At 57.5% G+C, this 23090-nt stretch carries 19 protein-coding genes; 15 read left to right on the top strand and 4 right to left on the bottom strand.

Translation table 11 applies throughout. The annotated features are described in order from the left end of the window. The first annotated feature begins 58 nt into the window (after positions 1 to 58). From WG936_RS01190 to galE, 6 genes are all read left to right on the top strand, one after another. Complete coding sequence (locus WG936_RS01190; protein WP_339571889.1) at positions 59 to 490, top strand: DUF3099 domain-containing protein; 432 nt, start codon at positions 59 to 61, stop codon at positions 488 to 490. A gap of 32 nt (positions 491 to 522) precedes the next feature. Next, entirely contained in the window at positions 523 to 2016 is a 1494-nt protein-coding gene (locus WG936_RS01195) for a DUF7782 domain-containing protein (protein WP_339571890.1), read from the top strand. A gap of 2 nt (positions 2017 to 2018) precedes the next feature. Beyond that, a complete protein-coding gene (dtd, locus tag WG936_RS01200) occupies positions 2019 to 2453 on the top strand; it encodes a D-aminoacyl-tRNA deacylase (RefSeq protein ID WP_339571891.1) in 435 nt (144 codons plus the stop codon). Between the two features lie 93 nt (positions 2454 to 2546). Beyond that, positions 2547 to 3536 (top strand): sigma-70 family RNA polymerase sigma factor, encoded by a 990-nt coding sequence (locus WG936_RS01205; RefSeq protein WP_339563415.1) that lies wholly within the window; start codon positions 2547 to 2549, stop codon positions 3534 to 3536. A gap of 242 nt (positions 3537 to 3778) precedes the next feature. Next, positions 3779 to 4456 carry a metal-dependent transcriptional regulator gene (locus WG936_RS01210; RefSeq protein WP_339563657.1) on the top strand — a complete coding sequence of 226 codons (678 nt, stop codon included), beginning with the start codon at positions 3779 to 3781 and terminating at the stop codon, positions 4454 to 4456. Between the two features lie 14 nt (positions 4457 to 4470). Further along, the gene (galE, locus tag WG936_RS01215; protein WP_339571892.1) at positions 4471 to 5454 is read left to right on the top strand and encodes a UDP-glucose 4-epimerase GalE; all 984 of its coding nucleotides are present in this window, start codon (positions 4471 to 4473) and stop codon (positions 5452 to 5454) included. Here galE and WG936_RS01220 read toward each other — a convergent pair. After that, positions 5451 to 6548 (bottom strand): DUF4192 domain-containing protein, encoded by a 1098-nt coding sequence (locus WG936_RS01220; RefSeq protein WP_339571893.1) that lies wholly within the window; start codon positions 6546 to 6548, stop codon positions 5451 to 5453. The genes galE and WG936_RS01220 overlap by 4 nt on opposite strands. A 226-nt stretch (positions 6549 to 6774) precedes the next feature. Between WG936_RS01220 and WG936_RS01225 the strand changes: the two genes are divergently transcribed. The 4 genes from WG936_RS01225 to hrpA all read left to right on the top strand — a co-directional run bounded on the left by WG936_RS01225 (position 6775) and on the right by hrpA (position 15514). Beyond that, complete coding sequence (locus WG936_RS01225; protein WP_339563412.1) at positions 6775 to 7746, top strand: PAC2 family protein; 972 nt, start codon at positions 6775 to 6777, stop codon at positions 7744 to 7746. Between the two features lie 25 nt (positions 7747 to 7771). Beyond that, positions 7772 to 10312: a DEAD/DEAH box helicase gene (locus tag WG936_RS01230; RefSeq protein WP_339563411.1), complete on the top strand. Its 2541-nt coding sequence runs from the start codon at positions 7772 to 7774 to the stop codon at positions 10310 to 10312. A 303-nt stretch (positions 10313 to 10615) separates the two neighbouring features. After that, the gene (locus WG936_RS01235) at positions 10616 to 11545 is read left to right on the top strand and encodes a hydrogen peroxide-inducible genes activator (protein WP_339563410.1); all 930 of its coding nucleotides are present in this window, start codon (positions 10616 to 10618) and stop codon (positions 11543 to 11545) included. A gap of 39 nt (positions 11546 to 11584) precedes the next feature. After that, on the top strand, positions 11585 to 15514 hold the full coding sequence (gene hrpA / locus WG936_RS01240) for an ATP-dependent RNA helicase HrpA (protein WP_339571894.1): 3930 nt from the start codon (positions 11585 to 11587) through the stop codon (positions 15512 to 15514). 25 nt (positions 15515 to 15539) lie between these two features. Here hrpA and nrdR read toward each other — a convergent pair whose 3' ends face one another. Continuing rightward, positions 15540 to 15998 carry a transcriptional regulator NrdR gene (nrdR, locus tag WG936_RS01245; protein ID WP_339563408.1) on the bottom strand — a complete coding sequence of 153 codons (459 nt, stop codon included), beginning with the start codon at positions 15996 to 15998 and terminating at the stop codon, positions 15540 to 15542. 109 nt (positions 15999 to 16107) lie between these two features. Next, positions 16108 to 16461, bottom strand: a complete 354-nt coding sequence (locus WG936_RS01250; RefSeq protein WP_339563407.1) for a hypothetical protein — start codon at positions 16459 to 16461, stop codon at positions 16108 to 16110. A gap of 313 nt (positions 16462 to 16774) precedes the next feature. On the opposite strand from WG936_RS01250, the gene lexA reads away from it, so the two are divergent. The 3 genes from lexA to WG936_RS01265 all read left to right on the top strand — a co-directional run bounded on the left by lexA (position 16775) and on the right by WG936_RS01265 (position 19401). Next, positions 16775 to 17467, top strand: a complete 693-nt coding sequence (lexA, locus tag WG936_RS01255) for a transcriptional repressor LexA (RefSeq protein WP_339571895.1) — start codon at positions 16775 to 16777, stop codon at positions 17465 to 17467. 249 nt (positions 17468 to 17716) lie between these two features. Continuing rightward, positions 17717 to 18496: a DeoR/GlpR family DNA-binding transcription regulator gene (locus tag WG936_RS01260; protein WP_339563405.1), complete on the top strand. Its 780-nt coding sequence runs from the start codon at positions 17717 to 17719 to the stop codon at positions 18494 to 18496. Then, positions 18493 to 19401: a hypothetical protein gene (locus WG936_RS01265; RefSeq protein WP_339571896.1), complete on the top strand. Its 909-nt coding sequence runs from the start codon at positions 18493 to 18495 to the stop codon at positions 19399 to 19401. Before WG936_RS01260 ends, WG936_RS01265 begins: the two co-directional genes overlap by 4 nt. Here WG936_RS01265 and ptsP read toward each other — a convergent pair. Then, a complete protein-coding gene (gene ptsP, locus WG936_RS01270) occupies positions 19398 to 21089 on the bottom strand; it encodes a phosphoenolpyruvate--protein phosphotransferase (RefSeq protein ID WP_339571897.1) in 1692 nt (563 codons plus the stop codon). The two genes, WG936_RS01265 and ptsP, sit on opposite strands and share 4 nt — an antisense overlap. Before the next feature lie 198 nt (positions 21090 to 21287). On the opposite strand from ptsP, the gene WG936_RS01275 reads away from it, so the two are divergent. After that, positions 21288 to 22103, top strand: a complete 816-nt coding sequence (locus tag WG936_RS01275; protein WP_339571898.1) for a DeoR/GlpR family DNA-binding transcription regulator — start codon at positions 21288 to 21290, stop codon at positions 22101 to 22103. After that, positions 22100 to 23077, top strand: coding sequence for a 1-phosphofructokinase family hexose kinase (locus tag WG936_RS01280; protein WP_339563401.1), 978 nt, complete (start codon positions 22100 to 22102; stop codon positions 23075 to 23077). Before WG936_RS01275 ends, WG936_RS01280 begins: the two co-directional genes overlap by 4 nt. Positions 23078 to 23090: the final 13 nt, after the last annotated feature.

The following is a 23090-nucleotide window of genomic DNA, read 5'->3' on the forward strand; positions in this document are numbered from 1 at the left end:
CTACCTATCATGCCCCATGGTGGTTGCGAGGGTGGCAACGGGATTAGGCTTAAGAACCATGAGCAAGGATAACGACGGCAAGAAGCGCGCTTTCGCTTTTCGACGTCCAAAACCAGAACTCATCACCGACGCACGCCTCTCCCCGCTGGAAAACTGGGAGCACCGTAAACGTGTCTATGCATGGTTGCAGTTTTCCCGGATCCCGTTTTTGCTGGCTGCGGGAGCAACCTACATGTGGCTCCATAATTGGATCCTCGCCACCATTTTGTTCGCCATCTCCATACCGCTTCCGGGCATTGCCGTCGTGATTGCCAATGGCGCTGGCGAGCCCAAGGACGGACGCCAACAGCAGGTGTATAAACCGCAGGTTGCGCGGGCACAGCGACAAGCAGAAAATCAAGCACTATCCGGGCCAGTTCACCGCGAGCTCTCCGCTGGGGAATCGGCCGCCAATGATGAGAAGCCACCGACCATTATTGAACACGAATAGCCAACTCAACTGAACTAGAAGGAGTCGCCTCGGTGACCTCTCCCTCGGCGCTGAGCGCCATCGCACCAGCTCTGTTCTCGGCATTGCGCCAGCACAACTACACTGTTTCCGGAATCTCTGATCTGCTCGGCGAGGCTGGCACCGCAGCCTGGCACCGGGGTGAACCTGCTGCCGTGCGCCGACATTGCCCGGAGCATTCCAACCTCGGGCTGTTGATTCGGGCTTTTCTCCTCAAAGATGTTGTTCCCACAGCTCGTCTCAACGAACTCATTGGCGCGCCAACTGTAGCCGCGCTGTGTGACGCTGAGGGCCGCATCGCTTACGACGTAATCCCGCACGTGATCAATGACGTAGACCGTTGGGTATTTTCCGACATCGATGCTTCTCTCACCCAGCGAATCCCCGGCCCCGATCATGTCCTCGGTGTCGGTGCGGCTTCGCTTTCCCTGCTCAACACGGTTCCGTTGACTCCCGTGGAGACTCTGTTGGACCTGGGCACCGGTTCCGGCGTTCAGCTCCTGGGGCAACTGGGCGTCGCAAAGCACCTCAGCGGTACTGATGTTCATAACCGCGCCCTAGACTTCGCGCGGGCTACGCTGGCTGACCAGGACAGCATCGAGCTGCTGCAGGGTTCGTGGTTCGCGCCAGTTGCCGGACGTCGCTTCGACCGCATCGTAGCCAATCCCCCGTTTGTTGTGGGGCTGCCAGAGGTGGGACACGTCTATCGCGATTCGGGCTTGAACTTAGATGGAGCTAGTGAGCTGGTCGTGTCTAATCTGGTCGATCACTTGAATGTGGGCGGCACCGCGCATGTACTCGCAGCATGGGTGCACAAGGACACTGAGCGCTGGCAGCAACGCGTCGCAGCGTGGTTGCCAGATACGGGTGTCTGTGCCTGGCTTATTCAGCGGGATGTTGTAGCTCCAGAGATGTATGTGGGCACCTGGTTGCGCGACGAATCCATCGATCCACGCAGTCCGGAGGGCCAAGAACGCACTGCAGCGTGGCTCGATCATTTCGTGCGCCACAATGTCACCGGTATTGGATTTGGATACGTCGCACTGCAGCGCATCGACGCAGACTCCCCCGCGGACATCCTGGCCGAGGAACTGCACCAAGACTTCAGCGATCCGCTGCGCGAAGAAGTCAGCGAGTTTTTCACCCGTTCCGCCTGGTTGCGCACGGTCGATGCCGATGACATCCTCACCTCGCGCTACATGCTGCGCCCCACCGTGGCCAGCGAAGAGGTCCGTGTACCCGATGCTGACTCCGGCATGGGTCTTACTACCGCAGTGCGCCGCCTCACGCGTCTCGACGGCCCGAGGTGGAGCCACGAAGTGGATGAGCATCTGGTGTCAATCATCTCGGGAGTACATCCACAGGGCCTTTCCTTGGGAGAGATCGTGGAGCTATACGCCATGGCTAATGGGCTCGACGTTACTGTGCTGGCCCCAGCTGTGGTCGGAGCGGTTATCGATCTTGTCCGCCACGGTTTTCTGATTCCGGCCGAATTGTTAGGAGAGTAGTCATGCGGGCCGTGTTAACGAGAGTTTCTTCCGCCAGTGTCTCCGTGTCCGGTGAAGTTGTCGGAGCGATCGAATGCTCGGACACGGGCGGCATACTCGCCTTAGTCGGAGTGGGGCGCGCGGACTCCACTGAGGCTTGGCAGACGGTAGCCCGCAAGATTGCAGAACTGCGCATCCTCGCTGGTGAGGTTTCCGTAGTAGATGCCGGCGCCCCAGTGCTCGTAGTCAGTCAGTTCACTTTGCATGGCCAGACTGCCAAAGGCCGCCGCCCATCGTGGAGCGATGCCGCACCGGGTGAGATCGCGCAGCCGGTCATCGCCAAGATCGTAGCTTATCTGCGCGAGCGTGGCATCGAGGTGGCTGAGGGACAATTCGGCGCAAAAATGCAGGTATCTAGCGTGAACGAGGGGCCCTTCACCGTCATTGTGGAGGCCTAATCCGAGCACGATCGGAAAAATTTCAGTCCCGGGAACTTATTTCTGTGGCCACGCGTTAGGCAGGGTAGAACCTACGACGAGCAGGAGGCACTTATGACTCAACCGTCCACGCAGGAAAATGCCGATGTGGAAGTTGATCGCGGCAGTCGTCGTGGTCACTCCAACGACAATCCTTCCGCCGACCTCGTCCGCGTCTACCTCAATGGTATCGGCAAAACTGCTCTGCTCAGCGCAGAAGAAGAAGTGCAGTTAGCGCAGGACATCGAGGTCGGCTTATACGCGGAACACCTCCTCAAGAATGAGGCAGATTCCCTTACTCGCGCCAAGAAGCGCGACCTCAAAGTATTGGCAAAGGAAGGCAAGAAGGCTCGTGCTCACCTGCTCGAAGCGAACCTCCGCCTAGTGGTCTCCCTGGCCAAGCGCTACACCGGCCGTGGCATGCCACTGCTGGATTTGATCCAAGAGGGCAACCTTGGTCTGATCCGTGCCATGGAGAAGTTTGATTATTCTAAGGGCTTTAAATTCTCCACTTATGCCACCTGGTGGATCCGGCAAGCTATTACCCGTGGCATGGCCGATCAGTCCCGTACTATCCGGCTCCCGGTACACCTGGTTGAGCAGGTTAACAAGCTCTCACGGATTAAGCGCGAGCTGTACCAGAACCTCGGCCGTGAAGCCACCAATGAGGAACTCGCTGCGGAATCCGGCATTGACGAGTCAAAGATTGAAATGCTGCTGCGCCAGTCCCGCGATCCAGTAAGCCTGGATATGCCAGTAGGCGCGGACGAGGAAGCTCCGCTGGGCGACTTCATCGAGGATTCCGAAGCCACCGACGCCGAGACTGCCGTCGTCGCTTCCCTACGCCATTCGGACATCCGCACCGTCTTGGACACCTTAGAGCAGCGTGAACAAGATGTGATCTGCTTGCGTTACGGTCTTGATGATGGTGTGCCTCGTACGCTGGATCAGATTGGGCGAAAGTTCGGATTGTCCCGGGAACGGGTCCGCCAGATTGAGCGGGAAGTAATGGCAAAGCTTCGCGACGGCGAACGCGCCGACAAGCTCCGCGAGTACTCCCTCTAATAACCACTTGGCTTGGGGCCCTGCCTTTCCGCTTGAGAAGTTTTCTCCGGAAGGCAGGGCCCCAAGCTTTTGTCATCTTTTTCTTTTGTTCGCCTTGAGTCGTGTGCGGTACGCCGCTCAACAGCAGCAAATGAGCTAGAATTAGGCGAATCCTTAACCGGTTGAATTGGCGCACCAGCGCCAGGCCGTAGCCAGCAGCACTAAATTTGCTTGCTTTGAAGTCTCGTGAAAGGTCGATGTTCTTGAAGGACTTGGTCGATACCACCGAAATGTATTTGCGGACCATTTACGAGCTCGAGGAAGAGGGGGTTATCCCGCTGCGCGCCCGCATCGCGGAGCGACTAGAGCAGTCCGGACCTACCGTCAGCCAAACTGTTGCGCGCATGGAGCGCGACGGGCTCGTCCAAGTCGCTTCCGACCGCAGCTTGAAGATGACCGCTGCTGGCCGGGATCTAGCGATCGCAGTCATGCGCAAACACCGCTTGGCAGAGCGGCTGCTGACCAACATCATCGGCCTCGACATCGAAAAGGTTCACGATGAAGCCTGCCGGTGGGAACACGTAATGAGCGACGAGGTCGAGGTTAAGCTCGTCGAAGTGCTTGATAACTATGCCACCTCTCCTTTCGGCAACCCCATTCCGGGTTTGGAACAGCTGGGGGTCAAAGACCCAGGGGAAACACTCGGTCAGCGCATCATTGATCTGCCTTTGAACAAAGAGCTGGCGGCCAAAATTACTCAGATCAATGAGATCGTCCAGGTGGCGGAAGAGCAGCTCAATGCACTGTGCGAAGCTGGCATCAAGCTTGGCTCCGCAGTCACGGTGACGAATCTCAGCGAGGGCGCCCGCATCGACATCGACGGCAAACACGTAGTCATCCCTGAGGACCTCTGCCACGCCATCCGAGTCAACCTTTCCTAGGAGAGTTTCGCCCCATGAATGTTTTGGTCACCGGCGGCGCCGGATATGTCGGTAGCGTCTGCGCACATGTACTTGTCGAACAAGGACACAACGTCACCATTTTGGACAATTTGGCTACAGGAAATCGTGCAGCCATCCCCACCACCGCTACCTTCATCGAAGGCAATGTCTACGACAAAATCGATGAGGTTTTGGCAGCAGACAACTTCGATGCAGTACTACATTTTGCTGCCAGGTCTTTGGTCGGCGAGTCAGTGGAAAAGCCAGACGAGTATTGGCAAGACAACTTTGTCACCTCACTGCGCCTCTTAGACGCGATGCGAACCCACGGCGTGTCCAACCTGGTATTTTCCTCCACTGCAGCAACTTATGGCGAACCAGAAGTGGTTCCCATTACCGAGGATATGCCTACCGCACCGACCAATCCTTATGGCGCAACCAAACTCGCGATTGACTATGCCATCACTTCCTATGCGCATGCTTTCGGCCTAGCAGCTACCAGCCTGCGTTATTTCAATGTCGCGGGAGCCTATGGCACAGTCGGCGAGAACCGTGAGGTGGAAACCCACCTGATCCCGCTGGTCCTCCAGGTTGCGTTGGGGCACCGGGATAAGATCATGATTTTCGGCGATGATTGGCCAACCCCAGATGGCACTCCGGTACGCGATTACATTCATATCCGCGATCTCGCAGACGCCCATCTCCTGGCCATGGAATCCAATGCCACCGGGCAGCACCGAATCTTCAATCTAGGCTCCGGCGACGGCTACTCCGTCCGTCAGGTGATCGACGTATGCCGCGAAGTAACTGGACATCCGATCCCGGCTGAAATTGCACCGCGCCGTGCGGGCGACCCAGCCACGCTCATTGCCTCATCCCAGCGCGCAAAGGCCGAGTTAGGTTGGCGACCAACCCGCACTGATCTGCGGACTATCGTGGCCGACGCATGGGCATTTACATCCCAGCTAGGCGAACGCGCGCACAGCGCGCGACGCTAACTCTCCACCACGCTGCCCCGCAGCGAGGCTTCTGCCAAGAGTGAACCCTCGTGGCAAGCCTCGTGCAGCATCGGCATAGCACCGTAGTACAGCGCTTGCGTCATGAGGGCCGCTAGCCGATGCTCGTCGTCAGCAGCATAGGCCAGCTGGAGGGCCTGCGATACCCGGTAATGCAGACCTAGGTAGGAGGCGGAAAGAGCAGCTGCGCATAGCGCATTTGCCTGCAACGTTCCTGTACCTGTGCGTGCCAACGCCACTGTCAAAGTGAACAAGGCTTCCGCGTAGGGCGACACCGCCCATTTCAACGTGCAGTCACGCAGCTTGGTGTTGCCAAAGTACACAGCCAAAGTTTCCAACAGCTCAATGTCCTCCAGCAGATCCGCTACGCTGAGCTGCTCGTGGATAATCGCGTCGATGTGCTCTTGGAAGTCATCCAGAATTGAGTCCACCATCAGCTCGGCCTCCCGCGGTTCGCTACTTTCGACGGCGCTAATGAGGCTCTCGCCTTGGCGCACCGCAAATTCACTAAACATGCGACGGCCCGCATCGCTCAGTTCTGGGTGTGGCGCTGTGAGGAAGGCATAGCTCGCAGTCCGATCGATTTCCGGCAGCTCGCCCCTGCGTACGAAGTCCACCATGGCGGGAGCAGCAACAATTTCCGCGACATATCCCCGATCCCAGCAGTCTTTAGCGCTTGTGTTGGGGCCCAAGGATACGGTGCTCTCCCCCGCTACCCGTTGATACCGCGCTCCAGAGAGAAGTTCGACAACATGCCACACTGCGGCAAGAGGAATGTCCTCTATAGCGCAACGCTCTGCAAGCATGACTCCAGCATCCGCGGCCCGGGGTGACCCAATGACTGCAGCGAACAATAGATCTGCGCCCAGTTCATCTAGGAAGGTCAGGAAGTTGTGGGTCAGCAGGTCAGGCAGGTCCACTCGCAACATTGGCCCCAGTTCATAACGGCATTGGCCATGCTCGGGGCCGGATCGCTCAAAGGCAAAGATGACTGCGCACTCCTGCGGGATGTAGCCAAGCGCCCCAGGAATATTAGATAGAAGGAAACCGGGTGTGTTTTCTGCATTGTGTGTCATGACTACGCAGTCTCCGCTGTGTTCCCGACACTTGCTTGTTCCTTGCTCGGGCTAACACCCAGATCTGTGGAATTGCTGGGTTCTCCACACCCTCCGTTTCGTGTCGAGTCCCATTTTTTGCCCGTAGTCTGGAATAATTCGTGGATTACAACGGTTACATCAGTTACAGCAATTCGACCAAGAAACTAAGTATGGTCGAAGTATCACTGATTGAAGGAGGACTCACATGACCGAGCGCGAATATCCGCGTCGCTCAGCCCGAATGTACGAGCTTGAGTATCCGGCACCTGAGGTCTCCAGCGAGGGCTCACACGGCCCTACGCTTGTCGTCGCGCTGCAGGGCTATGCAGATGCTGGTCAGGCTGTGGAATCAAGCGCACAGCACCTGCTCGATGCCCTCGACCACCGACTCCTGGCCACGTTCAATTCGGATGAGCTGATCGATTATCGTTCGCGGCGCCCTCCGGTGACCATCGAACGCAATGAGGTGGTTGAGTCCGAGGATCCAGAGCTGAACCTGCACGTCGTGCGCGACAACGCTGGCGCCCCGTTTTTGCTGCTATCCGGTCCGGAACCGGACCTGCGCTGGGATTCTTTCACCAACTCGGTCGCTGACCTGGTAGATCGTTTTGGTGTCCAGCAGACGATCTGCTTGTACGCTGCTCCCATGGCGGTGCCGCACACTAGGCCCCTGGTGGTATCGGCGCACGGCAACGCAAAGGAGCTACTCGAGCGGCTCTACGCCATCGACTCCCGTATCACTGTGCCGGGTTCTGCTTCGCTGCACTTAGAACGCAAGCTCCACAAGCGCGGCAGGACAGTCGCAGGCTTCACTGCGCACGTGCCGCACTATCTTTCTGCCTCAGACTATCCGGAGGCCACCGTGCGGCTTCTCGACGCCCTCGCCACCGCTGCGAATCTCAAGTTCCCTCTTGCTGCCTTGGAAGGCGATGCCGAGCGCGTCCGTGTGCAGGTTGAGGAACAGGTCCAAGATTCCGGCGAAATCCAAGCGGTAGTACATGCGCTGGAACGTCAGTTTGACGAGGAAATGGAGCGCTACCGTTCCCGGCATCTTAACGAGATCTTGCCCGGAGAGTCCTCGATTCCCTCCGGCGAGGAAATCGGTGCCGAGTTCGAACGTTTCCTCGCGGATTTAGAGGATGATGATGAGGACGAAAGCGGTCAGCCCCATGGCTAGCTAGCCTCCTAGTACGCTGGGTCAGGTGAACTTAAGCCAGATGTTGCCTGACCTCAGTGAAGTACCCGAGTCGCTTTTTGATGAATCCATTTTCGATTCTTTCCTTTCTTGGACGAAGCAGAAGAACATCACCCTCTACCCTGCTCAAGAAGAAGCATCCCTCGGGGTACTCGCAGGTGACAACGTCATCTTGGCAACGCCCACTGGCTCCGGCAAGTCCATGGTCGCCATTGCGGCGCATTTTATTGCCATGGCTCGTGGCCAGCGGAGCTTCTATACCGCCCCCATCAAGGCACTGGTGAGCGAGAAGTTCTTCAGTCTGTGCGATATCTTCGGCCCCGAAAATGTGGGAATGATGACAGGAGACGCAACCGTTAACGGCCGCGCCCCAATCATCTGCGCTACGGCAGAAATCGTGGCAAACATCGCTTTGCGCGACGGGGTGAACGCTGACATCGATCAAGTGGTGATGGACGAGTTCCACTACTACTCGGAACCCGATCGGGGTTGGGCATGGCAAGTCCCGCTTCTGGAGCTACCTAAGGCACAGTTCCTGCTTATGTCGGCCACACTCGGAGACACCAGCTTCTTGGAGCGCGATCTGCAACAGCGAACCGGACGCACCACTAACGTCGTCTCCGGTGTACAGCGCCCAGTCCCCCTAGAGTTTTCCTATGTGTACTCCCCCGTCCACGAGACGATCGAGGAACTGCTCAGCAGCGGGAAGTCACCCATTTACGTGGTGCACTTTACACAGCGGGAGGCCACCGAGCGGGCGCAGTCTATGACCTCCATGAAGGTGATCACTGCGGAGGAAAAAGAGCAGATCGTGGCCGAGATCGGTGACTTCCGCTTCACCACTACCTTTGGAAAGACTCTGTCTGGCTTATTGCGTAAAGGCATTGGTGTGCATCATGCGGGCATGCTGCCGAAGTATCGACGCCTCGTCGAGAAGCTGGCACAGACCGGCCTACTTAAGGTCATCTGCGGTACCGACACGCTGGGGGTCGGTATTAACGTGCCGATCCGCACCGTGTTGTTTACTGGGCTCACCAAGTTCGATGGCAGCAAGATGCGTATGCTCAAATCCCGGGAATTTCACCAGATTTCAGGTCGTGCTGGTAGGGCCGGCTTTGACACGATCGGCACCGTAGTCATCGAGGCTCCGGAGCATGAGATTGAGAATTACCGACTCCGGCAAAAGGCCGGTACCGATCCGGCAAAGCTGAAGAAGATCAAGAAGAAGGTCGCTCGAAAAGGCGAGGTCACGTGGACCGCCAGTACTTACGAACGGCTTATCTCAGCAGATCCGGAGCCGATGAGCAGTCAGTTCCGCGTGTCCACGTCGATGCTGCTCAACGTGGTTGCCCGGCCTGGGGACGGCTACCAGCACATGCGGCAGCTGCTCAGGGGCAACCACGATACCCGGACGAAGCAGAACAAGGACATCCTCACTGCGATCGAATTGTTCCGCGGACTGCTCAATGCTGGCATCGTGGAAAAGGTTAGTGAGGGCACGGATTCCGAGGGGCGCACTTACCACCTGACTGCGGACTTGCAACGGGATTTTGCCTTGAACCAGCCACTGGCGCCCTTTGCACTCGCAACCCTGGAGCTGCTTGACAAGGAGTCCGAGACCTATGCTCTCGATGTGATCAGCGTGTTTGAAGCGATTCTTGATGATCCCCGCCAGATCTTGATCGCACAGCAGAAGGCAGCGCGCGGCGAGGAAATCGCCGCCCTGAAGTCGGAGGGCGTCGACTATACCGAGCGGATGTCCATCGTGGAAGACATCACGTGGCCGAAGCCGCTAGAGGACCTCCTGGAGGGCGCCTACGAAGCCTATTCCAAGGGCCACCCGTGGATTCGGGAGTTCGATATTTCCCCTAAGTCCGTTGTACGAGACATGATCGAACATGCCATGACCTTCTCGGATGTCGTTGCCACCTACGGTGTTGGCCGTAGTGAGGGCGTGGTACTGCGCTACTTGACTGACGCCTGGCGAACATTGCAGCACTCAGTACCTCAGGAATATCTCACGGAAGAGCTTGAAGATGTTGTCGTCTGGCTTGGCGAAATGGTCCGCCAGGTTGACTCCTCGTTGGTTGACGAGTGGGCACTGCTGGCAGACCCAGACGCACCAGTGTCTGCTGATACCGTGGCTAGAGAGTTGGCTTTCGGTGTGGAAGATCCAACGGCGCTGTCTGCTAATCCGCGGGCGCTGAAGATCATGATCCGCAATCAAATGTTCCGCTTGGTCGAGCTTTTCGCGTTTGAGCGTGAGGAAGAATTGGCCGCTGCCACCGCCTATCTGGATGAAGCACCGGATTTCGGTGCTGCAATGGACGCTTATTTTGAGGAGTATGCCGATCTGGATGTTGGACCTGCAGCGCGTGGGCCACAGTATTTCTCCCTCGCGACGACAGGGCGACTGTGGCGCGCCGAGCAAATTATGAAAGATCCTGCCGGTGATAACGCTTTCGCATTCATAGCAACAGTGGACCTTGATGCCACGGATAACGCAGGTGAGGTGCGGCTCAGTAGCTTGGAACTGAGATTTAGCTAAGTTAAAACCGCAGTTTAATTCACTATATTCAGACTGCTACAACCGCCGAATCTGGCATCATAACGGCAGGTCACCAACCAATGCTCTTTTGTTGATAACCTCTTTTATGAGGAGTGATTAAAAACAAGTTCTCAGCCGTAACTCAATTGTTACCGAATGTTGATACAGTTTGTCCATTGATTCGATATAAGTTGTGATGTTTCGCAACCTCAACGCGCCAGTCCAGACTGACCGCCGCGTCCCTCCTGCCCTTGGGGTAGAGCAGATCGAATCCGATATTTAAGCACCGTTAAGGATAAGTACATGGCATCTAGAGGCTACCGCCCCACTTTGGCCCAATTGCGCACCTTTGTGACAATTGCGGAAACTAAGCATTTTGGCACTGCGGCAGCGAAGCTGAGCATTTCACAGCCTTCACTGTCTCAGGCCTTGGTGGCTCTTGAGACGGGGCTTGACGTCCAGCTGATTGAGCGTTCTACCCGCCGGGTGATCGTCACCCCTGTTGGCCAGTCGCTCTTGGCTGAAGCGAAGGCTACCTTGGATGCGGCAGACAAGTTCCTCGCCCACGCGCAGGGAGCGGACGGTTCTTTGGCCGGCCCACTCACCGTGGGAATGATCCCCACGATCGCCCCATATTTGCTGCCGAACTTCTTAAAGCTCCTGAGCAAGGAGTTTAAAGATCTGCAACCAAAAATCGTCGAGGCCCAAACCGAGCAGCTCATCAGCCAGCTCCGCGACGGCCACACCGATGTCATCGTCATTGCTGTTCCGTCTAACAAGCAGGGCATCGTAGAGATTCCGCTCTACACTGAACGCTTTGTCATCGCATTGCCAGCTGGCCACGAGTTGGCAGGCCAGACTGGTCTCACCCTGGATGCGCTGAAGGACCTCAATCTGCTGCTGCTTGACGACGGCCATTGCCTGCGCGACCAGGTGGTTGATCTCTGCCGGCTCGTCGATGTCCATCCCACCACCACTCGCTCCGCTGTGGCTCAGGCCTCCAGCTTGGCAACCGTCTTGCAGTGTGTCGCTGGTGGCCTCGGTGCAACTCTGATTCCACAGTCTGCGCTGTCTTGGGAAGGTAACCGCCCGGGCATCGCTATCGCTCACTTCGCCGATGATGTGCAGGCCGAACGCACCATCGGATTGGCGTTCCGATCCTCCTCGCACCGCGCTGAAGAGTTCAACCAGTTTGGTGAGATTGTGGCACAGGCTTTCGCAAGCACTATTTAGCAGCTATCATGCGCCTTCGGGCTAAGATTGTGCGTAGTTATGAGTACCCCAGAAACTTCGCCCGCGGCGCCTAGCAAGCGCGAGCTGTATCAGCGGCTCGACTCCCTCAGCATCAAAGACAGCGCAGCGTTCCGACGTCGACTAGCAAAGGCCCGCTCCCCTAAGGCCCTCACCGCAATCGGCGCAGATATTGCAGCTGCTGCGGTGCGTCTGGCGGCACGGCGCGCCACCATTCCCGAGGTTTCCTATCCGGAAGCCTTGCCGGTAAGCGCACGAAAGGGCGATATTGCGGAACTCATTGCGCAACATCAGGTCGTCATCATCGCCGGTGAGACGGGGTCGGGTAAAACCACCCAGATTCCAAAAATCTGCTTGGAGCTCGGCAGAGGCGTGCGCGGTCTCATTGGACACACCCAACCGCGTCGTTTAGCGGCTCGCACAGTCGCGGAGCGCATCGCCAGCGAGCTGGGTCAAGACATCGGCGAATCCGTCGGCTACGCGATTCGTTTCGACGATCGGGTGGGTGACCAGACGGCCGTCAAATTGATGACTGATGGCATTTTGCTCGCGGAAATGCAGCGCGACCGCAAGCTACTCGCCTACGACACGATCATCATCGACGAAGCTCATGAACGCTCGCTCAACATTGACTTCCTGCTCGGCTATCTTAAGACTTTGCTGCCGCAGCGCCCTGATCTAAAAGTCATTATCACCTCTGCCACCATCGATCCAGAGCGCTTTGCCGAGCACTTCTGCGACGCTGCCGGGGATCCGGCCCCCATCATTGAGGTTTCCGGACGCACTTATCCCGTCGAGGTGCGCTATCGCCCGCTTATTGCCGAGGTATCCGACAAAACAGTGGATATAGATCCCCTAGACGGCCTCCTTTTTGCCATTGAGGAGCTAATGGCCGAAGGTTCCGGCGACATCTTGTGCTTCTTCTCGGGCGAGCGAGACATTCGCGATGCGATGGAAGTGATCGATAAGCGTCGCTTCAAGGGCGTCGATGTGGTGCCACTTTTTGGTCGCCTATCCAACGAAGAGCAACATCGCGTCTTTGCACCGCATTCTCGGCGTCGCATTGTCCTTGCGACGAACATCGCAGAAACCTCGCTGACTGTTCCCGGTATCCATTACGTCATCGATACTGGCCTGGCGCGCATTTCCCGTTACTCCACCAGAACCAAGGTGCAGCGGCTGCCCATTGAACCCATCTCACAGGCCAGCGCCAACCAGCGTTCCGGCCGTTGTGGGCGTGTAGCTGATGGCATCGCGATCCGCCTGTATTCGGAGGAAGACTTCCTCTCCCGCCCCGAATTTACGGATCCCGAGATCCTGCGCACTAACCTTGCTAGCGTCATCTTGCGTATGGCCGCACTGCGCTTGGGTGACATAGCAGACTTCCCCTTCGTACAGCATCCCGACCACAAGGCGATTCGCGATGGGCTGATGCTACTCCATGAGCTGGGTGCTATCAGTCAAGGTGAAGAAAATGGGGCACCCCAGCTCAGCGACATCGGCAAGCAAATCGCCCAAATCCCGGTTGATCCGCGTATGGCCCGCATGCTGGTGGAGGCACACCGCAACGGTTGCCTCGACGCTGCCATCATCGTGGTTGCAGCGCTGACCATTCAAGATGTGCGCGAACGCCCGCTAGACCACCAAGCACAGGCTGACCAGCAACATGCCCGATTCAAAGACACCGATAGCGATTTCCTGAGCTACCTCAAGCTCTGGGACTACCTCCAGGAACTCAGCCAAGAGCTATCAGGGAACCAATTCAGGAAACGTGTCCAGAAGGAATTCCTCCACTACCTGCGTATCCGGGAGTGGCAGGATCTGGTCCGCCAACTACGTGGCATTAGCAAGGACATCGGATTCAAAAGCGCAGGCCTGGCGACCACAGAGGTCACCGCCCGCAACGACGATGCCTTGCACCAATCGCTATTGGCAGGGTTGCTTTCCCACATAGGTCAGCGCGAGGGCGATACCAGGGAGTTCTTTGGGGCCCGCGGCGCCAAGTTCATGGTGTTTCCCGGATCAGCACTTGCGAAGAAGCCGCCTGAGTTTGTCATGGCTGCTGAACTTGTGGACACTTCGCGACTGTGGGCGCGAGACGTGGCGAAGATCGACCCACGCTGGGTGGAAACCCTGGCGGCGGACTTGCTCAAGCACCAGTATTCGGAGCCACATTGGTCCACCAAACGCGGCGCAGCAATGGTGTACCAAAAGTCCACACTGTTCGGTGTGACGATCGTCGTCGATAAACTGGTGCCCTATCACCGCGTCGACGCCGTCGCTGCCCGCGAAATGTTCATTCGCAATGCCCTGGTGGAGGGCAATTGGTCCACCCACCATAAGTTCTTCCACGACAACTCGGCAAAACTCTCCGAGGCTGCCCGTCTAGAAGAAAAAACGCGGCGCCGTGACCTCTTAGTCGACGAGGAGGCACTCTTCGGCTTCTACGACTCCCGACTACCAGAATCAATCACTACCGCCCGCCACTTCGATTCCTGGTGGAAGAAGGCGCGCCAGCAGGATCCTACGCTCCTCGACTTTGACCCGGAGAAGCTCTTAGCCGCGGGTGCTGCTGAAGTGCAGGAAGAGCAGTTCCCGGACACGTGGCAACAGGGCTCACTTGCCTTCGATCTGGAATACCACTTTGAACCCGGCCATCCCTTCGACGGCGTCACAGTGAAGATCCCGGTGCCACTGCTCGCCGGTGTCAGCCCGGAGGGTTTTGACTGGCTAGTCCCCGGACTGCGCCTAGAGCTGCTCACAGAACTCATTCGTTCCCTGCCGAAGCCGCTGCGCCGCACTGTGATCCCGGCACCAGACTTCGCGGCTAGGGCGCTGCCTGAACTCAAACCCTATTTTGGAAGAATTGCGACGCAGCTCGCGGAGATTCTCCGTGGCTTCGGCGCGGTGGGTATCAACCCGGGAGATTTCAGCGAATCGAAATTGCCTGCGCATCTGCGGATGACGTTCGCTGCCGTCGATAAGCGCGGCACGATCATTGATTCAGACAAGAATCTTTCCGAGCTCAAACAGCGATGCGCTGGCAAAATCCGCAATTCTGTCAGTAAAGCAGCGCGTCGGGGCCAGCAAGTCGCACCACCAGCGGCGAAGTGGAGCACCACCGAACACGGCACAATCGCCGACCAAGTAGTGACGCGTATCGATGGCCAGAACGTCGTCGCTTACCCGGCACTAGTGGTAACTAAGCAGGGCGTAGCTATCGAAGCGATGCCAACCGAGGCAGACGCACAACGGGCAATGATTACCTCCACGCTTACTCTCCTACTGCGCGAAATTCCGGTACCAGGCAAGAACATGGCGAACGGACTGCCGCTCAAACAACGCGTGGCTGTAGACAACTATCCGCACGGGCAACTTCCCGGGCTGATTGATGATGCGCGCGTAGCCGCGGTACGCGATTTGATGTTTGAGCACGGGGGCCCAGTGCGCTCTCCAGAAGAGTTCGAGCAACTGGTTGCTACGATCAAGCCTGAGGTTCCGGGCCGGGTACGACAACAGATCGTCGCACTAGCGCCTGCACTCGTGGATTTCATCAGCGTCGATGAGGAAATCGCAGGATGGACTGGCGAAGCGATCGATGACATGCGGGCCCAGCTTGCTTTCCTCTTGCCACAGAACGCACTGAGCGTTCATGGTGTTGCCAGGCTCAAGCATCTGCCACGCTATATGAAGGCGATGCTTCAGCGACTCGATGACATGGATCGGGACCCGGATCGGGATGCCATGCTGCAGGAACAAGTCGCGCAGTGCGAAGCCCAGCTTGCCAAGAAGCTGGCGGCTCTTCCTATTGGTCGCGATAAAACTAAAGAGGCCAAGGATATCTCTTGGATGCTGCAGGAGTTGCGGGTGAGCCTCTTCGCTCAACAACTGGGAACCGCTCATCCCGTATCCGCAAGACGCATCGAGAAGGCCATCATGAAGTTGCGCTGAGCAGCGCTGGTGCGACTGTGCTTCGCTAGTCTTCCTGCCGCGCTCTACGGCGCATCAACCGGATCTCGGATTCGAAATCGTCAGCGCTATCAAAGGATTTGTACACCGAGGCAAAGCGCAAATAGGCCACCTCGTCGAGTTCACGCAGTGGTTCCAGGATCGCCAATCCGATATCGTTTGCGTTGATTTGGCTGCTGCCATGGCTACGTACTGATTCTTCGACTTCTTGGGCGAGTCGCTTCAGCGCGTCATCGGAGACGTCGCGCCCCTGGCAGGCACGTCGAACACCGAGGATAACTTTTTCGCGGCTGAAGGGTTCTGTGACGCCATTCCTTTTGATCACCAGAAGGACGGCCTTTTCCACTGTAGTGAAGCGTCCCTCGCAATTGGCGCACTCGCGCCGTCTCCGAATAGCAGCCCCGGCGTCAATCACACGCGAATCAATCACGCGCGAGTTGTTGTTGTGGCAAAACGGACAATACACAGTGCACTCCAGCCCAGATAGGTGATCATTTTGCTTCACACGCCAGTAAGCCGGAAGCGTGCGTCAACAATCCTAGCCAGCACTTCTTCGGAATTCGAACTTAGAGGCGCTACTTGGCCTGGACAGTTGCCAACTGGGTAGCAACAGTAGTTTCCGTATAGGGCTGCTCCACGGCCGGTTCCGCCATAACCATGCCGATCACCGCGGCCAACCCTAAGATTCCCCCCAAAGCAATCTGCGCAAGAGACTCCTGTCTCTTTGCTCGTCGCATATCCCGAGGTGACGTCCGCGGATGGTCAGCATGTGAAGCGCAGGTCGCCCGGTGTTGGACGGTGTAGCGAGTACGAACCTGGACGCCGGGGCGAGAATACTCTCCGTTCCATGTTGCTGCTGGCGGTACTACCCCACCACCCAAAGAGCGCTGCGGTGAGTAATTTGCTGTGCGTGCTGAGATCATGGTCATAGCGGTTCCTTTTAAAAAGTTGAGGTGTTGTGGTCTAAAAGCTAGTGAAGGGTTCGGACAGCAACTCTTAGACCTCGTTCACATGTTCGAATTTAGTTGCTATGTTCGATTTTTAGCACGGTTATGTTCGAATGTCTAGCTTTGGCCCATATTTTCGAAATTGTTCAGTATTTCCCGCCAGGAAAGCTGTGCTACCCGGACTTTTCTTGTTATGATCGAACTAGCTCTAGAACACTGGGGCTGCATGCAATTTCGCACGTTTTCGAACACGTTCGTCTATTCGCCCCAAAGATTCGCAGGAGATTAAACAGACATGGCCCCCACTAAGCGCAACTCCCCGCAACCCAAGCTCACAGACCGGCAACGCCGCATCCTTGAAGTAATCCGCGATGCAGTGGTGTTGCGCGGCTATCCACCAAGCATCCGCGAGATTGGCGATGCCGTCGACTTGCAGTCGACTTCTTCCGTGGCTTATCAGTTGCGTCAACTCGAGGAAAAGGGCTACTTGCGGCGCGACCCCAACAAGCCCCGCGCAGTGGATGTCCGCATCATGCCGGGCATGGATAAGCCAAAGGCGGGGCCAAAGCCTGGCCCCAAGTCAGCTAAGGCCGGCAAGCCAGAGTCTGCTTCCCCCGCCCATTTCATTCCTGTCGTAGGGAGCATCGCCGCCGGTAACCCGATTTTGGCGGAGCAAAACGTCGAGGATTACTTCCCCCTTCCTGCAGAAATCGTCGGGGACGGCGAGCTTTTCATGTTGCAGGTAGTGGGACTATCCATGAAGGATGCAGGCATCCTAGACGGCGACTGGGTGGTCATCCGTTCCCAGCCCGTTGCCGAAGAGGGTGAATTCGTCGCTGCGATGCTCGATGGAGAAGCAACGGTTAAAGAGTTCCATCGAGACTCCACCGGCATCTGGCTGCTACCTCACAACGATGCGTTCGCGCCTATCCCCGGCGAAACCGCGCAGATCATGGGCAAGGTCGTCTCCGTGCTACGAAAGCTGTAATATGCAGGCATTACACCCCTTAAGCAAGCCTTAATGCGGTTAACCCCACCAACATGACCGGTTTTTAACCACGTTTAGGGGGTCAGACGGAGCTCTTCACTGTGGGATATGTCCGGTACGCCCGATCGGACATTGGTTTTGTGGGACACTATATGGAGTTTGCAACGTGTTTCGTCACACCCCAGACGAAGCCGCGGGACACGTGATATCCCGCTTCACGTGTTCACCCCCCAACCAAGGAGTCCCATTTTGTATGCAGAAGAGCGCCGACGCCAGATAGCCTCGCTGACTGCTATCGAGGGCCGCGTCAACGTGACCGAGTTAGCACAACGGTTTGATGTCACTGCGGAAACTGTGCGTCGCGATCTCGCCGTACTGGCTCAAGACGGCATTATTCACCGCGTGCACGGTGGCGCTGTAGCTACACAGAGCTTTCTAACTACAGAGTTCAGCCTGGACACTCGCTACAAGTCTGCCTCTAGCGCCAAAACCGCCATTTCCCGCACCGCGCTCGATTTCCTCCCCTCCCGCAACGGGGGAATTTTTCTTGATGCCGGTACGACGGTATCCGCGCTCGCTGAACTCATTGTGGATCATCCCAGTGCGCGCCATTGGTCAATCGTTACCAACTGCCTCTCCATTGCGCTGAATCTAGCTAATTCAGGCATCGATGAAGTTCAACTTCTCGGCGGCACAGTACGTGCGATCACCCAGGCAGTCGTCGGCGATACTGCGCTACGCACCCTCGCTCTCATGCGCGCCGATGTCGCTTTCATCGGCACAAACGCACTCACCCTCGATCACGGACTGTCTACTGCAGACTCCCAAGAAGCCGCGGTCAAGCGGGCAATGATCACCAACGCGCAGCAAGTAGTTGTGCTGTGTGACTCCACCAAGTTGGGTAATGATTATTTGGTCAGTTTCGCGGGAATCGACGACATCGACGTTGTGATTACGGATTCCGGGGCCCCACAATCTTTCGTCGATGCCTTGCGTGAACGCGAAATTCAGGTAATCATCGCATCATGATCCTTACCGTTGCCACGACCCCCGAATTGTTCCGGACCTCCCACCTGCAATCTGAGCTGTCGTGGACAGAGGTCAACAAGCTGACCGAGGTTGCGATCGTACCCGCCGGCGGTGGCGTCAACGTTGCTCAGGCCCTGTATTGTGCCGGCGCGGAAACCTCCGTGATCGCCCCCGCCCCGGAAGTGAGCCAATTCAGCCGAATGCTGCAGCTGTTTGGCCTACCGTTCGACCTAGTGGATGTCCCAGGCCCCGTGCCAGTGCGCTACCTGATCGATGCGCCGGATGGACAACTACTGCAGTTCGTCGATCCCCCGATGCACCTCAACGTTGCCCAGCTGGCCATGCTGCGCGACTTGTGCGTGACGCAGGCAGAAACAGCCGAATGGGTTGTCCTAGCGGGCGTGCTACCGGACATTGCCGATGCCACCTGGTACGTAGATATTATTCGCGCCTTGCGCCTGTACCATCGCAACACCAAAATTGCCGTCTCCACCTCGAATCAGGCTTTACATGCGGTATTGCGGCAGGTATACACCACCAAGCCAGACTTCCTGGTCATTGATGGCACCAGCGTGACTGAGCGCTCCAGCGTCGATGAATGGTTCACCACGCTTCTCGACGCCGAAGTCCCCCACATCCTCATGTGCTGGGATCGGGGCGACTTTGAATTGTTTTCCCGTGGGCGTCGATACGCAGGCGCCTACAGTGGCACACCCGGTAAGCAGTGGCTGCCTTGGATAGACGCCGCCCTTGCGGGCGCGCTGCTCAAAGACGTGGAGAAGGACCCCGTCGCCGCCCTGACCTCGGCGCTGGCCTACGCAAACGCACCGATAGGCGACGCCCAACGCGCTGTCCCGACCCCAGATGTCCTAGCGCCGGAACACGTCAGCGTGCGCGAGCTTTAACCTGCGAGGAGCTCCGCAACCGCTGCTCTGGCCTCTTGGGCACCCGAAGCATCAAGCGCAATTTTCGCCGCTGCTTCACATACCTCCAAGTCGGTTTCCGCCAGCTGCGCACCAACGCCAGCGACAGAAGTAGCTGCGGCAGACAGCGAAGAGACACCCAAACCGGTGAGCACGCAGGCAAGGTGCGGATCAGCCGCTGCTTCACCACAAACACCAACCGGAGTCTGCGTCACCTTCGCCACCTCACAGGTATGTTGGATCAACCGCAGCACTGCCGGCTGCCATGGGTCGGTGAGGTAGGCCAGTTCTGGGGAGAGTCGATCCGCTGCCATTGTGTACTGGGTGAGATCGTTGGTGCCGATAGAAACGAAGTCAAGATGCGGCAACAGCTTATCTGCCATCAGTGCGGCAGCTGGGACTTCGATCATCGCCCCCGCAGTCAGACCACGCTCCCGACACAGGCCAGCGAACCATTTCGCTTCGTAGGCAGTGGCAACCATAGGGGCCATCACCCAGGTAGGAGCATCGGCGGAGCGGCCGGCCTGCTGCGAGGCAAGCGCAATCGCATCCAGCTGACGATTCAACATTTCCTCGTTCTTGCGGGCGATGCGCAAACCGCGAACGCCCAGTGCTGGATTGTCCTCATGCATCATAGAGGCGAAAGGAACTGGCTTATCGGAACCAGCGTCGAGGGTGCGGACCACGACTTTCGACGTCGGGAAAGCTTCGAAAACGCGCTGATATACCTCAGCCTGGTTAGCAACAGAAGGCTCAGAGGTCGCCGAAAGGAAGCACAATTCGGTGCGGAAAAGCCCAATTCCTTCTGCTTGGGAGTCAGCTGCGATGCGGGCGGCGTTGCCATCCTGAACGTTTGCCAACAGCTGCACGCGGTGCCCGTCCTTGGTCTGAGCGGGACCGCGCCACTGAGCTACCTTCGCTGCCCGCTCTTGGGACTCCGCCACTTGTTGGCGGGCTTCTTCCTCCGCAACCCCGGTAACCACGGTGCCGAGGGTGCCGTCAACAAGCACGGCCACGCCTGATTCAATGTCCTGCAGACCATCGCCAGCGGCGACAATACACGGCACACCCAGCTGGCGCGCAATGATCGCGGTATGGCTGGTCGGGCCGCCCAGGCGCGTCACCAACGCAATGAATTTGTCCGTATCCAGCACTGCGGTATCCGCAGGCGAAAGATCGTCAGCAAAAAGCACCACCTCCCCGTCAACCTGTGGTAGCCCGGGCTCCTGCTCGCCCTTGAGTTCAGCAATGACGCGGTCCCGGATGTCGCGCAGGTCGGTGACGCGTTCTGCCATCAGACCGCCGGCTTTCTCGAACATTTCAATAAACTTGCCCGTTGCTTCCACCACGGCGAATTCTGCTGACTGGCCAGCGACAGTCGACTTACGAACCGCCTTGCGCCAGCCGCGGTCACGAACCATACCGGCAGTAGCCTTGAGTACTTCCGCAGCATTACCCGAGACACGGGAAGCGCGTTCTTCTAAGCGACCTGCAACGATGTCCGCTGCGGCGGTAAAGCGATCTAATTCCGCAGCGCGGCTGTCCTCAGCAATTGGCTGCCCTGGGGTCGGCAGCTCTGGGCGTGGTGCAATCCACACTGCTGGAGCGAATCGCACGCCTCCAACTACCGCTGTGCCTTGAACTGTCAAATTATCTTGCTGCTCGGTCACGTATATCACCCGTCTACGAGGTAGGAAGTAGCTTTGATTAATCCTAACACCCGCATGTGGTTTTATGTTTGAAACACATGTCACATCTGTTGACATTCCAACACTGTTCGTAGATATGCTGGTACTGAACAACACAAAGAAATCCGCGAGCTAGTCCAGATCACATTTTGTTGGCCCGAGTTCTTTCCGCTCGAGTTCTTGCAAAAGAATGAGGCAACCATGCTGTCAGCACCAGAGCGCCAAGCTGAAATATCCCATACGACTAAAACCACCGGCCACGTCAGCGTGTCCCAGTTGGCCACTCACTTTGGCGTCACCCCGGAAACCATCCGGCGTGATCTCAAATCTCTGGAGAGCCGTGGTCGCCTGGTCCGCGTCCATGGTGGTGCAGTGTCAACCACCGCAAGCTCTGGTGTGGAAGTTGAGTATGGTTCCAATGCACTCGTGAACATGGAGCAAAAGCGCCGCATCGCGTTGGCAGCGTGGAACCGCATTTCAGCTGAAACCAGCATTTCTAGCCTCAGCATCGATGCCGGTACTACCACCCTTGAATTCGCCCGTGAAATGGCTTCAGCAAGTCAGCTTCACGGCATTGCCCCGTTAACGGCGATCACCAACTCTATTCCGGTGGCTAACCTTACTGCCGAATTTGGCCTGACAAATGTGCACGTGGTGGGCGGTCGTATTCGCCCGATCACGCGGGCGATAGTGGGCGACCACACGGTGCTGGAAATCGAGCGCCTCCGGACCGACTTCGCAGTGATGGGAACTAACGGACTTTCTTCCGACCACGGTTGTTCAACCCCAGACCCTTCCGAGGCCGCAGTGAAGTCGGCGATGATCAAAGGCGCACGCAACGTCATGGTTCTCTGTGACTCAACCAAACTCCAGAAGGACTACCTCGTCACTTTTGGCACCTTAGAAGACATCAACATCGTGGTCACAGATTCGGGCATTGATCCGGATCACCGTGACCGCCTCGAATCGATTGGAATTGAGGTAGTCGTTTCATGATCCTTACTTTCACCGCTAACCCCAGTATCGACTGCACACTCGAACTCGATACCGAACTCAAGCGCGGCACAGTGCATCGCCTTCACAGCGTGAGCAATGTAGCGGGCGGTAAGGGCATCAATGTCAGTGTTGCCGCCCACCGCGCCGGAAAGGCCACCCTGGCGGTCTTCCCCGCTCCAGCGGATGACCCCTTCATCCGTCTCTTGCTAAAGACGGGCGTTAACTACCAATTCGTCACCAGCGAAAGCGGAGTAAGAACTAACACCACCGTCACGGAGCCCGGCGGCGCAACCACCAAACTTAACGGTCCGGGCCCAGCGCTGCCTGAAGCGGTTGTTGCGCACTGTGAGGAAACCCTAGCCCTCAAAGCTGAAGCCGCCCACTGGTTGGTGCTCGCCGGCTCCTTGCCACCGGGTGCCCCCAAGAATTGGTATGCGCAGCTTGCCGACGCCATCCGTACCGTCAACCCAGAAACCAAGATTGCCATCGATACCTCTGATGCCGCCCTTAAGGCGTTGATGGAAAATCTAGAGTTTGCTCGCCCCAACGTGATCAAGCCCAATGGCGAAGAGCTCGGCCAGGCGGTAGGCGTCGACGGCGAAGACCTGGAGGCACAGGCCGCTGCAGGCAATTTCATCCCCGTCGTCACCGCTGCCCGGAAACTCAACCAACGTGGCGTGGAATTTGTATTGGTAACCCTCGGTGCGGCGGGCGCTGTGCTGGTTTCCGAGAATGGTGCCTGGGCTGCGACTCCGCCCCCGACCGAGGCGGTGTCCACTGTAGGTGCCGGCGATAGCTCCCTAGCGGGATTCGTCATGGCGCATGGTGATGGACTTCCGCCCCAGGATTGCCTGGCCACTGCCGTGGCGTATGGCTCAGCAGCCGCCTCCCTGCCTGGAACCCAAATTCCTGCGCCGGAAGACCTCCGACTGAACCAAGTAACCGTCTTTCCCCTCGACCTTCCGTCAACCTAACTCAGAAGGACCC

Source organism: Corynebacterium sp. H127, from assembly GCF_037482665.1.
In the GTDB taxonomy this organism is placed as follows: domain Bacteria; phylum Actinomycetota; class Actinomycetes; order Mycobacteriales; family Mycobacteriaceae; genus Corynebacterium.

Coding starts and splice junctions, on each gene's coding strand:
- WG936_RS01190 (WP_339571889.1), top strand. CDS start 59: ATGAGCAAGGATAACGACGGCAAGAAGCGCGCTTTCGCTTTTCGACGT.
- dtd (WP_339571891.1), top strand. CDS start 2,019: ATGCGGGCCGTGTTAACGAGAGTTTCTTCCGCCAGTGTCTCCGTGTCC.
- WG936_RS01205 (WP_339563415.1), top strand. CDS start 2,547: ATGACTCAACCGTCCACGCAGGAAAATGCCGATGTGGAAGTTGATCGC.
- galE (WP_339571892.1), top strand. CDS start 4,471: ATGAATGTTTTGGTCACCGGCGGCGCCGGATATGTCGGTAGCGTCTGC.
- WG936_RS01220 (WP_339571893.1), bottom strand. CDS start 6,548: ATGACACACAATGCAGAAAACACACCCGGTTTCCTTCTATCTAATATT.
- WG936_RS01225 (WP_339563412.1), top strand. CDS start 6,775: ATGACCGAGCGCGAATATCCGCGTCGCTCAGCCCGAATGTACGAGCTT.
- WG936_RS01235 (WP_339563410.1), top strand. CDS start 10,616: ATGGCATCTAGAGGCTACCGCCCCACTTTGGCCCAATTGCGCACCTTT.
- hrpA (WP_339571894.1), top strand. CDS start 11,585: ATGAGTACCCCAGAAACTTCGCCCGCGGCGCCTAGCAAGCGCGAGCTG.
- WG936_RS01250 (WP_339563407.1), bottom strand. CDS start 16,461: ATGACCATGATCTCAGCACGCACAGCAAATTACTCACCGCAGCGCTCT.
- lexA (WP_339571895.1), top strand. CDS start 16,775: ATGGCCCCCACTAAGCGCAACTCCCCGCAACCCAAGCTCACAGACCGG.
- WG936_RS01265 (WP_339571896.1), top strand. CDS start 18,493: ATGATCCTTACCGTTGCCACGACCCCCGAATTGTTCCGGACCTCCCAC.
- WG936_RS01280 (WP_339563401.1), top strand. CDS start 22,100: ATGATCCTTACTTTCACCGCTAACCCCAGTATCGACTGCACACTCGAA.